The organism is Pseudomonas sp. BNK-44-b, assembly GCF_047456245.1.
In the GTDB taxonomy this organism is placed as follows: domain Bacteria; phylum Pseudomonadota; class Gammaproteobacteria; order Pseudomonadales; family Pseudomonadaceae; genus Aquipseudomonas; species Aquipseudomonas machongensis.
In genome coordinates, this window is record NZ_CP179908.1 from 4,551,916 (window position 1) to 4,564,416 (window position 12,501).

Here is a 12,501-nt window from a genome sequence, read left to right on the forward strand (position 1 = left end):
ATACGCATAAGCGACCAATGGGTCGGAAACTGAATAATCGGGCCTGAACGCTTTGTTGATTCACAGCACTCGCGAGCAGGAAAAGACCTGCTAGCATAGAGCCATCATTGAACCTGCACCCTAACCTCCAACAAGCAGTCAGGACATGACCCAGCCAGCCGAGCCCAGCCACGAGCGCTTGAAGCAGCATTTCGCCCAGCGGGTCATCCATCAGGCCCGACAGATCCTCGAGATCTGGCAGCGCTTGCAGCGTGGCGAGTGGTCGAGCGCAGGGCTGGGCGAGCTGAGCGACGCCAATCTGCGCCTGCAACGCTACGCCGATCGTTTCGAACAGCCCGAACACGGCAGCCTGTCGACTGCCATCGAGCAGACGCTGAGGGCCATCGAAGCGAACAGCACGCGGCTCAATTCAGAACTGATCGGCGAGCTCAATCGCCTGATGCAACGCTTGTCGCGCACCGGCCTGCGCAAGGGCGACCAGCTCGATCATGTGCCCCTGCCGCCCTTGCGCAAGCCGGTGTACATCCTGCTGCAGGACCATGACCGCGCCGAACGCCTGGCGCAACAGCTGGAGTTCTTCGGATTGGGCGTGCAGGCATTGGGCAACGCCGATGCCTTTCGTGCCTCGATGAGCGAACGCCTGCCTTCGGCCATCGTCATGGATGTCGATTTCAGTGGCCCCGGCCAGGGCCTCAAACTGGCCGCCGAAGCCCAGCAAAGGCTGGAGCTGCACATTCCGCTGCTGTTCTTCAGCCTCCACGAGACCGACACCCCGACCCGCCTGGCCGCCGTGCGCGCCGGCGGCCAGGAGTTCCTCACCGGCACCCTGGAAGCCTCCAGCCTGCTGGAGAAGGTCGAACTGCTGACCAGCGCCGCCCAATACGACCCGTTCCGGGTGCTGATCATCGATGACTCGCGCGCCCAGGCCATGCACACCGAGCGCCTGCTCAACGGCGCCGGCATCATCACCCGCACGCTCACCGAGCCGATCCGCACCATGGCCGAGCTCGCTGACTTCCAGCCCGACCTGATCATCCTCGACATGTACATGCCCGACTGCACCGGTACCGAACTGGCCAAGGTGATCCGCCACAACGACCGTTATGTCAGCGTACCGATCATCTACCTGTCGGCCGAGGACGACCTGGACAAGCAGCTCGACGCCATGAGCGAAGGTGGCGACGACTTCCTCACCAAGCCGATCCGCGCCCGCCATCTGGTGACCACCGTGCGCAACCGCGCCGCCCGCGCCCGTCATCTCAAGGCACGCATGGTGCGCGACAGCCTGACGGGGCTGTACAACCATACCCACATCCTGCAACTGCTCGAAGACTGCAGTTTCCGCGCACGCCGCGAGGAACATCCATTGAGCTTCGCCATGCTCGACATCGACCATTTCAAGAAGATCAACGACCGGCATGGCCATCCCATGGGCGACCGGGTGATCAAGAGCCTGGCGCTGTTCCTCAAGCAGCGCCTGCGCAAGACCGATTTCATCGGCCGCTATGGCGGTGAAGAATTCGCCATCGTCATGCCCAACACCGGGCTGGAAGCTGCGTACAAGGTGCTCGACGAGATCCGCCAGCGCTTTGCCGAAATCCACTATCCCGCCCAGCCGAACGACCTGCAGTGCACCTTCAGCGCCGGGGTGGTGCAACTCGATGACACGCTGGACGCGCTGACCATGGCCAGCGCGGCGGATGAGGCGCTGTACCGGGCCAAGCACGCGGGGCGTAATTGCGTGGTGAGGGTCGAGCCCTAGACTGGCACTCTGCCACTTTTTTATGGCGCCACCCCGTCGTCGTCATCACCCGGTCACAAAATCGCAATAACTTCAGGCACCTACCTCTCCATTCCCGCAGGAAGTTCGCGGCTATGCGCCTGAAGTGGCTGACCAATTTCAACACCCTCTTGCTGGTGACCGTGTGCTTCGCGCTGGGCGCAACCCTGTGGTGGTCGCAACGTGCACTCGAGCGTCCCTACCAGATGATGGAGCGCTACCTGGGGCTGTCCCAGCAGTTCCAGAACGAGGCCGCCGGCAATATCCAGGCCTACCTGGCCAGCGGCGACGCCCTGCGCCATGCCTCGGCCATGGAGGCCAACAAGCAGCTGCACAGCGCCCTTGAAGAATGGCCAGACGCACTGGCCGCCAAGCTGCGCCCGAGCCTGGACAGCCTGCAGGGCTTCACCGCCAACGAATTGCTGGCCGCCGGCAAGCTGGCCGGTGATCCGCAGGCACTGCTGCTGCAAGCCGAGCGCGAGCTGGGCGCCAACCTTGAGCAACTGGCCGGTTATGCCCGCGACAGCGGCAGCGCCGAGGCTGGTCGCTACCTGGCCCCGCTGATGGACGCCTCGCTGCACCTGGGCCGCCTGGCACTGGCCCGCGACAAGCTGGTCAGCAGCGGTCGCGCGGAACTGGCCGACGAAGTGGAGCGTGAACTGCAACAGATCCGCGCCCAGGCGCAAATCATCGACAGCCTGCCGTTGCTGGGGGTGACCCGCGCGGCCGAATCCAACGCCGACGACTTCGCCGCGATGATGGGCCTGCAAAGCCAGGGCAGCGAGCAGAAGGAGGACGTTGCCGTGAGCCTCAAGCGTGAATTGCAGAGCTTGCTCGGTCGCTATCCGGCCGAACTGCAGCGCACCCGTGAACAGATCGAGCGTCGTGCCGCACTGGCCGCCAGCACCAGCGAGCGCCTCGAAGCTGTGCGAAAGGCCATCGCCGGACTGGAACCAGAGGTGCGTGGTCAGCACGCGAAGATCGCTGGCGAGGTCCGGGTCATCCAGGGCCTGATGATCGGCCTGATCCTGCTGATCGCCCTGCTCATCGACACCTTGCAGCGCCGCCTGACACGCACCCTCACCAGCCTCGCGCCGGCCCTGTCGCGCTGGGCCGAGGGCGATTTTGCCCAGCCGGTCGCCCTTGGCAAGACCAACCTCGAACTGCTCGACATCCAGGAGTCGCTCAATCGCTTGCGCCAGTACCTGGTGACGCTGGTCGGCACCATCCGCCACAACGCCGAGCAGGTCGCGGGCAGCAGCCATGCCCTGGCCGGCATGAGCAGCGCGCTGCATGACGGTGCCCAACGCCAGGCAGGCGATACCGCACAGATCCGCGATGCCCTGGGCGAGCTCGAAGCGACCATCCAGCAGGTGGCCGGCGATGCCAGTTCGGCCGCCGATGCCAGCCGCGACGCCGGGCGCGCCGTGGAGCACGGCCAGGCGGTGATCGGCCACAGCCTCTCCGGCCTGCGAGCGTTGGTCGATGAGGTGCAGGGCAATGCGCAGTTGATCGAACAACTGGCCGAGGAGTCGGCAACCATCGGTGGCGTGCTGACGGTGATCCGCTCGATCGCCGAGCAGACCAATCTGCTGGCCCTCAACGCAGCGATCGAAGCGGCCCGTGCCGGGGAAATGGGCCGCGGCTTTGCCGTGGTGGCCGACGAAGTACGTTCGCTGGCCCAGCGCACCACCGGCGCCACCGGCGAGATCCAGACGCTGATAGACCGCCTGCAGCAGGCAGCGCGCGAATCGGTGAATGGCATGCGCACCCAGCTCGAACACGCCGAAGCGACCGCCAGCCAGGCCCAGGCGGCGGATGGGGCGCTGGATGAGATCGTCAGCGCGATTCGCACCATCTCCGATACAGCGGTGAGGATTGCCGACGTCACCGCACAGCAGAGCGGTGCAGTGAGCGAAATCCGCGACCACAGCGAGCGGATTCATGCGCTCGGTGAAGACAACCTGCAACGCATCGGCGAAGGGCGCGAGCAGGGTGAGCAGTTGCTGCAACTGGGTGGTGAGCTGAATACCGCTGTGGGGGCCTTCAGGGTGTGATCGGCAGGCCTGGCCCCTTCGCGGGCAAGCCCGCTCCCACAGGAACCGCGCCAGCAGGAGGTTTCCTCGCCGCTACCCAGTGGGAGCGGGCTTGCCCGCGAAGGGGCCAGGCCTGCAAGCAGCCGAACCTGCGACCACCTGTCATCCCCGCCTCCAGCCAACTCCGTTATCATGCCGGGCACGTTCCGCCTCGCGAGTCCGCCATGCGCCGCCTGTTCCTCCTGCTGTTCCTGCTGCTGGCCAGCCCCACCTTCGCCTCGGGCCTGCTCGACAACCGTCCCAGCGCCACCCTCGGCGCCGCCTCGCTGTCCAACAGCGCAGACTTTCTGCCGGTCCACGAAGCCTTCAAGCTCGACCTGATCAGCGCAGATGCCCAGTCGATCAAGCTGCGCTTCGTCGCCACCGAGGGCTACTACCTCTATCGCCATCGCTTCCAGTTTCGCAGCGAGCCGCCCGACATCGCCCTCGGCAGCGCACGGATTCCCCAAGGCGAAGCCAAGCACGACGAGTTCTTCGGCGATGTCGAGGTCTACCATGGCATCGTCGACATAGAGGTACCGCGCACCGACTCGCGCGCCTTCACCTTGCTGGTCGGCTACCAGGGCTGCGCCGACAAGGGATTATGCTATCCGCCGGAAACCGCACGACTGTCGATTCCCGGCGAAGGCAGCACCTTGTCCACCACCACGGCCGAGGGCTGGAGCTGGCAGACCTTGCTGCTGTTCTTCCTCGCCGGTCTGGGCCTGACCTTCACCCCCTGCGTGCTGCCGATGCTGCCGATTCTCTCGGGTGTGGTGCTGCGCGGCCAGGTGGGTGGCTGGCGCGGCTTTAGCCTGTCGCTGGCCTACGTGCTGCCAATGGCTGCCAGCTTTGCCGCGCTCGGTGCGCTGATGGGCCTGTTCGGTGCCAGCCTCAACCTGCAGGCACGTCTGCAGTCGGCCTGGGTACTGGTGCCCTTCGCCCTGTTCTTCGTGGTGTTCGCCCTGGCGATGTTCGGCCTGTTCGAACTCAAGTTGCCGCACGCCCTGAGCCAACGCCTGGACCGTGTCGCGAGCAATACCCGCGGCGGTTCGCTACTGGGTGCTGCGGTGCTGGGCGTGCTTTCCAGCCTGCTGGTCTCGCCCTGCGTGTCGGCACCACTGGCCGGTGCCCTGCTCTATATCAGCGCCAGCGGCGATGCTCTGGGCGGGGCACTTAAGCTGTTCGCGCTCGGATTGGGCATGGGCGCGCCACTGCTGCTGGTGGCGACAGGCGGTGCCGCCTGGCTGCCCAAGAGCGGGGCGTGGATGAACACGGTGAAGAACGTGATCGGGGTCCTGCTGCTGGGCGTGGCGCTTGGCCTGCTCAGCCGCGTGTTGCCGGGGCCGGTGACCTTGCTGCTGATCGGCCTGTTGTCGGCAGGCGTGGCGCTGTTCCTCGGCGCGCTGGAGTTCGTGGTCAAGACTCCACGTCAACGCCTGGCCCAGCTGCTGGGGCTGCTCTGCCTGGTCTATGCACTGGCGTGCTGGTACGGCGCACTCGCGGGTCAGGGCGATCCTCTGCGTCCATTGCCCGGCCCCGGCGTCAGCACCTCGCCCCCCGCCACCCCCCAGGCAGATGCATGGCAAACCCTCACCACCCCTGCCGCCCTGGACGCCGCATTGGCCCAGGCCAAGGCCGCAGGCCAGCCGCTGCTGCTGGACTGGTACGCCGACTGGTGCATCAGTTGCAAGGTGATCGAACATGAAGTACTCAACGCGCCACAGGTGCAGGCCCAGCTGAACGGCTTCAAGCTGCTGCGGTTCGACCTGACCGAGAGCAACGCCGAACAACGCGCCCTGCTCGACCGCTACACGCTGTTCGGCCCACCCGCCTTGTTGTTTTTTGCCGCAAACGGCAGCGAAATGACCACTGACCGGGTGGTAGGCGAGGTGAACGCCGACGAATTTGCGAAAATTCTCACCGGCATGCGCAGCAAACTCGGTCTATAACTTCCCGCGCACCGGTAACTTTCTCCAACGAAGTGACCAGAGCTGATCATCTGGTCACATACTTTGCGCGAATCTCGGTCATCGTGCTGGCTATTGCAGGGAACTGGACACTCGCTAGTCTCTTGCGGCATAGTCGCCGCGCTATGTCGAATTGCCCTACAAAACCAAGGAAACCGCAGATGGCCACCCTACTGGTGCTGCACGGCCCCAACCTCAACCTGCTCGGTACCCGCGAGCCGGGAGTCTACGGCGCCGTCACCCTCGCCCAGATCAACCAGGACCTCGAGCAGCGCGCACGCGCCGCCGGCCACCACCTGCAGTACCTGCAGAGCAATGCCGAGTACGAACTGATCGACCGTATCCATGCCGCGCGCAACGAAGGCGTGGACTTCATCCTGATCAACCCGGCCGCTTTCACCCACACCAGCGTCGCATTACGTGACGCATTGCTCGCTGTGAGCATCCCATTCATCGAAGTGCACCTCTCCAACGTGCACAAGCGTGAACCGTTCCGTCATCACTCCTACTTCTCCGATGTGGCAGTGGGCGTGATCTGCGGCCTGGGCGCCAGCGGTTACCGGCTAGCCCTGGAGTCTGCTCTGGAACACCTGGCTGCCAACGCACAGCCCTGATGACGCAAAGCCCAGGCCTACATGCCTGGGCTTCGAAACACTACGAAGAAACGTTTTCGACACGTTTTGATAATTAAGTCCCCGACCGAACCTTGGGAGTTGCTGATTAATGGATATCCGTAAAGTCAAAAAGCTGATCGAACTGCTGGAAGAGTCCGGCATCGACGAACTGGAGATCAAGGAAGGCGAAGAGTCCGTTCGCATCAGCCGTAACAGCAAACAACCTGCCGGCGCCCAGTACTTCGCACCCCCAGCGCAATTTGCTGCTCCAGCCCCTGCCGCCGCAGCCCCCGTGGCCGCCGCCCCGGCTGCCGAAGCCGCTGCAGCACCTGCCCTCAAAGGCACCGTGATCCGCTCGCCGATGGTCGGTACCTTCTACCGCAAGCCTTCGCCAACCTCGCCGAACTTCGCTGAAGTCGGTCAGTCGGTGAAGAAAGGCGACACCCTGTGCATCGTCGAAGCCATGAAGATGATGAACCACATCGAAGCCGATATCGGCGGTGTCATCGACGCCATCCTGGTAGAAGACGGTCAGCCGGTTGAGTTCGACCAGCCGCTGTTCACCATCGTTTGAATCGCGGAGAGCCAACGATGTCTGGGAAGCTCGAAAAAGTCCTGATCGCCAACCGCGGGGAAATTGCCCTGCGGATCCTGCGTGCCTGCAAAGAGCTGGGCATCAAGACCGTCGCGGTCCACTCCACCGCTGACCGCGAACTGATGCACCTGGGCCTGGCAGACGAATCGGTCTGCATCGGCCCTGCATCGTCGAAAGAATCCTACCTGCACATCCCGGCGATCATCGCTGCCGCCGAAGTGACTGGCGCCACCGCCATCCACCCGGGCTACGGCTTCCTCGCCGAGAACGCCGACTTCGCCGAGCAGGTGGAGAAATCCGGTTTCGCCTTCATCGGCCCCAAAGCCGACACCATCCGCCTGATGGGCGACAAGGTTTCGGCCAAGGATGCGATGATCAAGTCGGGCGTCCCAACCGTGCCGGGCTCTGACGGCCCACTGCCGGAAGACGAAGAAACTGCACTGGCCATCGCCCGTGAAGTCGGCTATCCGGTGATCATCAAGGCCGCCGGTGGCGGTGGTGGTCGCGGCATGCGCGTGGTGCACAAGGAAGAAGACCTGATCGCGTCGGCCAAGCTGACCCGTACCGAAGCCGGTGCGGCGTTCGGCAACCCGATGGTCTACCTGGAAAAGTTCCTGACCAACCCACGTCACGTGGAAGTTCAGGTACTGTCCGATGGCCAGGGCAACGCCGTGCACCTGGGCGACCGCGACTGCTCGCTGCAGCGCCGTCACCAGAAGGTACTGGAAGAAGCCCCGGCCCCCGGTATCGACGAGAAGGCCCGCCAGGAAGTCTTCAAGCGTTGCGTCGATGCGTGCATCGAGATCGGCTACCGCGGTGCAGGTACTTTCGAGTTCCTGTACGAGAACGGTCGCTTCTACTTCATCGAGATGAACACCCGCGTCCAGGTCGAGCACCCGGTTTCGGAGATGGTCACCGGCATCGATATCGTCAAGGAGATGCTCAGCATCGCCGCTGGCAACAAGCTGTCGTTCCGCCAGGAAGACGTGGTGATCCGCGGTCACTCGCTGGAGTGCCGGATCAACGCCGAAGACCCGAAGAAGTTCATTCCGAGCCCAGGCACCGTCAAGCACTTCCATGCCCCGGGTGGCAATGGCGTGCGGGTCGATTCGCACCTGTACAGCGGCTATTCGGTTCCGCCGAACTACGACTCGCTGATCGGCAAGCTGATCACCTACGGCAAGGACCGCGACGAAGCCATGGCGCGCATGCGCAATGCCCTGGACGAGATCGTTGTCGACGGTATCAAGACCAACATCCCGCTGCACCGCGACCTGGTGCGTGATGAAGGTTTCTGCAAAGGCGGCGTCAACATCCACTACCTCGAGCACAAACTGGCCAACCAGGAGTGATCGCTTGTTGAGGTAGCACGCCCGGCAACCGCTGCGATGCCAGCCATTGGCCTTTCAGAAAAGCCGGGGATGCCACAAAAAAAACCGATGCCAGAATCTGGCATCGGTTTTTTTGCTATCTACCCAGGACAGAGCAGGTCACCTAGGCTCGCATGAGCGCGATATCCGCTTGTCAGAGGCTCACCACTGAGATCGCCTGCAAGGCTAGTTCGTCCGGGGCCGGCGCCAATCCGGCAGCATCTTCCACAACTCCGCTTGGCCGCTCATACAGCGGGCGGGCCCGGAAACGGCTTTGGAATCTGTGGGCGCGAGCGGGCACCCCCTTCAACCGGAAATTAGCCTGCTTCATGATCGGCGTCAGCACTTGCTCGACCACGCTCATAGGCGTTCGGTAAACACGCGTAACGCCGCTCCCCAGGTTCAGCGTCATGCCATAGCTTCCGCCAAAACACGACGAGAACGACCAGTGCTGCCAACTTGCCTGGATTCCCTGGCGCCTGAGCAACGCCCGCACGACGCCGCCGATATCCGTACCGCCCAGCCAGTCGCCACCGGCCATGACTGCCCTGACGCCCGCGCCATCCTGCGCAGCGCCGATTTGCGTCAGCACTTGCCGCAGTGCAGGCTCGATCAGGCTACGGACATTGTGATCGATATGCAGCACCGCACCTGCACGTGTTGCTGGGTTGTACAAGGATACCGCCACACAGGACTGCGCATTGACGGTATACAGGTAGTCATCCGCCGCCCCCACGTATCGCGCCACCACGGCTTCTCCCTGCAGAGCGCCACGTATTTCCGATGGCGCTCCCTCGCCATTGGTAATCTGCCTTGCCTGCGTCAGGGTTCCAGCATCCTGCACATGATTGCCGCCGCGAAGGCCGGTGCTGTTGGCAATCCATCGGCCATCTTCATGCAATCGCACTGCCGGGCGATGGTAGCTCTGCGGGCGATTGGCCTTGAACACCCGTAATGTAGCGTGCTCAGCGTCGTGTACGACCTTGTAGTAACGACCGCCCGAGCGGATGAAATGCTCTGCGTTGGTAGCGTCCTTGGCGCCGCTACGGTAGGTGCCTTTCCAGATACCGTCCTCCGTCACCTTGTGCAGATCGCCAGGCTTGCTCTTGACTGCCCAGGACTTGTCGAACTGCAGGGAGGGGGTTCGTGTCGCACCCGTCACCTGAGGGCGGCGGACAACTGCCTGGCGCAAGGGCGCAAGCGCTGACTTGAGCATTCCCAGGCTCACTCCTGGCACACTCAACACCGCCCCCAACAAACCCCACGACGCTTCCAGCCAGTTCTGCAGGGCCACTGCGGTTTCCCATCGAGTATGGGCGACAATGGCCTTTTTCAAAGCAGAGGCGGTCATGAAGGCCCCAAACGCTATGGCGAACGGCGGATACACCAGCAACGGCAGTGCGCTGAACAGAACGCCTTTGAACACCTGGGCGCGAATGACCTCGGCTTTGCCAAGGGTCGCATCCTCGACATCGGCGAGCGCATGCTCGATGAACACGTTGTACTCCCCGACCACCGTCACCACCTGGTTGAGCCCACGCAGGGAATCACGATGACTGTCGCCACTGGCCAACCTCTTCAGGCGCGTGCTGACCTTGGATCTGGAGGCCAACGTAACCCGGTTGAGCAGATAATCGTAAAGCACGCCCGTACCTGTGGCGTTCAAGGACTGATAGGGGCGCAGCAGAACACCATCCGGGGCATCCGGGGTATACAGCCAGTCAGTCGCCACTTTGTCTGCCACATCGCGCAGGACATAGGCGCCCAGTACGAAACAGCCGTCGATCGACAAACGAAACACCCCCGAACTCTCGACCACCGTTTCCGATTCACTGAAGATGTCGGGCTGGCTCAACGTCCGCCCCAGCGCCGTCACCAGTGCAATCAGTTTCGTATAGGTCGCTTGATCGAGTTCAGCCTTGATACTGGCCAGGCGCAAATCGCGGTCCATCGCCGAGATCAGCGCACGACCGAACATCTTCCGGCGAGCCTCATAATCCGCCGAGGACTCGTTCAGATAGTGTTCGCGTATGTGTGTGATGTACGTCTCGCCAACGTAAGCGCGACGTGCATAGCGCGTAAAATCGTGGCTGCGTAGAGCGCTCAGGTCCTGGCCAACCAGGGAGCGCACGCCCTTTTTCGGGTTGTCCAGGCCGGAATTGTCGTCATATCCATAGCAGACCAGATCGACCAGGTTCATCGTCAGCGGCGTATCCGTGTCTGTGGACGGCAGATCGAACAGAATAGACTCCGGGTCGACCTGTTCGGTGATGCCCTTGTCGTCCAGGTAAGGCTTGATGGCAGTCTCGACGGTACGCCGGGCGAACGCGTGAAAACCTTCATAATCCTGCATCGACGCGGCAAACACGTGCTCAGCTTGCAACGCCACCTGCTTTTCCAGGTTGATCACGCGCTTTTGGCCAATGTTCAGGTTAAGTGCGTAATACGGCGCAATAGAGGCCTCGATCTCATCCTCGGCCTTTTTATTGCTCAAGCGCACCCGCTCGGCCAAGCATGCCTCGTACCCCGTCAGGGCTCTCCTACGATCCAGACTCAGGGACCATTCGGAAGGTTTTTCCACGATGCTCAGGATGGATGCACTGACCGTGGCTCGTTGATCGAAGGGAACCTGGCTCAACAGATAATGACGACCCGTTTCCTCCGCCAACCAACCACCGATTTCACTGTTGAGCGCGCGCTGTGATACCAGCTCTATCCACTCCTGGCCATCTGGTTTACCAGGGGCATACAGCACAAAGGCGTCATCTGCTACGGCGAACAACAACAAGTCACTGCAATCTGCGCCCGCCCACAATTGCAGAGGACAGATCTCATCGCCTGGCGGCTCCTGGGCGAGCAATGCCAAGACCTGATCATGACGCGCATCCGACAGGTGCCCTTTCTTGCTGGCAATCAGCAGGCTATAGCGCAATTGCGAGTCATAGAGCTCTAGCTGCGCCAACTCGACTTCAGCGTCCTGATGGCGCTGCTTGAGGGTCGCGATGAAGCTGTGCGGGACATCGAGTTCGCTCAACAGACCCTGTAGTTGCTCAGCGGAAGGTGGCTTGCAATGCAGTAACGGCATGCTCACCTGCAGCGGCTTGTACACCTGTGTCACGTCAATTGCGCCTTCCATCACCAGCTCGGTAAGGGTCAGCGTCCTGACGCTCACATTTTCCGTAGCTGACGGTTCACATTTGACGGTGATGAGGTCGGCAGATAATGGCAGGTCGAAATGCTCATGCAGATAGGCGGACGCCAGGCTGCCCGCATGCTCACGCAACGAGCGCGCACTACCAAGCAAACTTTCGAGTGTTGACTGCGCTCCCTCGCAAACGCCCTGAGCGGCAGTCAGCGCCGCGACGTCCTCGGCATTCAAATTGCGATACCACTCCGGCAGGTGCTTGCGGACAAGCCTGTCGAGCACTTGCCTCTCATCGTCATCGGCGAGAAACAACAGCGCAGGCTGCGCATGCCAGTCCCGCTCCTGCTCCCGAATCAGCGCCCGCACCTGGGCACTGGTCATCGCGGCAACCTGTGGCGCGCCCAGCGCGGCTTCAAGATCAATGCAGTGCTGCTCGCAACGTTGGCTGATTCGCTTCTGGTACTCGAGCACATCACTCAAGCCCTGGGGCTTCGCCTCCCAGTGGCGGGTGAGGTAATCCCGGTAGGTTTCAACCATGCGCCCACCGATGCCCTCCACCAGTTGTTCGACCTGCTGGCGCCGTTCCAGCGGCACTTCACGCGGCTCCCCGTCGCTGATGCGATAGATGGCATGTTCTGCTTCGTCATAGAGCACCGGCTGCTGGGTGACCATGCGCTGCAGAGCAGCATCCAGCAGGTCCTGGATGAAATTCGGGTCGATATCTTCGGTGTAGTAGGTGCGCAGTTGCACAAGCGCGTCGCTTTCGATTGCCTCGATAAAGCTCAGCTGGGAGTTGCGTCGTTGCTCGAAGGCCGCACTCCAGCGCCCGAGTCGCTCGATGATGGAGTGGGCCGACGAATCGTCAATGGGGGAATGGGTAGCGGGCTGATCGTTCATGACGCTATACCTCGTAGGCTTGGGGGCCCGAATTCTAGGTAGCGCCGCGGCACGA

Annotated in this window: 7 protein-coding genes; 6 read left to right on the top strand and 1 reads right to left on the bottom strand. The window is 62.5% G+C overall.

All coding sequences use genetic code 11. The features are described from left to right. The first annotated feature begins 145 nt into the window (after window positions 1–145). The 6 genes from ACMGGG_RS20755 to accC all read left to right on the top strand — a co-directional run bounded on the left by ACMGGG_RS20755 (window position 146) and on the right by accC (window position 8,386). A complete protein-coding gene (locus tag ACMGGG_RS20755) occupies window positions 146–1,762 on the top strand; it encodes a response regulator (protein ID WP_063546300.1) in 1,617 nt (538 codons plus the stop codon). 1,295 nt (window positions 1,763–3,057) lie between these two features. Continuing rightward, window positions 3,058–3,837 (top strand): methyl-accepting chemotaxis protein, encoded by a 780-nt coding sequence (locus ACMGGG_RS20760; protein WP_414155831.1) that lies wholly within the window; start codon window positions 3,058–3,060, stop codon window positions 3,835–3,837. 203 nt (window positions 3,838–4,040) lie between these two features. Continuing rightward, complete coding sequence (locus ACMGGG_RS20765) at window positions 4,041–5,807, top strand: protein-disulfide reductase DsbD (RefSeq protein WP_414154347.1); 1,767 nt, start codon at window positions 4,041–4,043, stop codon at window positions 5,805–5,807. A 179-nt stretch (window positions 5,808–5,986) separates the two neighbouring features. Then, window positions 5,987–6,439, top strand: coding sequence for a type II 3-dehydroquinate dehydratase (gene aroQ, locus ACMGGG_RS20770; RefSeq protein WP_054894203.1), 453 nt, complete (start codon window positions 5,987–5,989; stop codon window positions 6,437–6,439). 109 nt (window positions 6,440–6,548) lie between these two features. Continuing rightward, window positions 6,549–7,013 carry an acetyl-CoA carboxylase biotin carboxyl carrier protein gene (gene accB / locus ACMGGG_RS20775; protein ID WP_054894204.1) on the top strand — a complete coding sequence of 155 codons (465 nt, stop codon included), beginning with the start codon at window positions 6,549–6,551 and terminating at the stop codon, window positions 7,011–7,013. Between the two features lie 17 nt (window positions 7,014–7,030). After that, window positions 7,031–8,386 (top strand): acetyl-CoA carboxylase biotin carboxylase subunit, encoded by a 1,356-nt coding sequence (gene accC / locus ACMGGG_RS20780; protein ID WP_054894205.1) that lies wholly within the window; start codon window positions 7,031–7,033, stop codon window positions 8,384–8,386. A 172-nt stretch (window positions 8,387–8,558) separates the two neighbouring features. On the opposite strand, the gene ACMGGG_RS20785 is transcribed toward accC, so the two are convergent. After that, window positions 8,559–12,446, bottom strand: coding sequence for a dermonecrotic toxin domain-containing protein (locus ACMGGG_RS20785; protein ID WP_414154348.1), 3,888 nt, complete (start codon window positions 12,444–12,446; stop codon window positions 8,559–8,561). Window positions 12,447–12,501 lie beyond the last annotated feature (55 nt).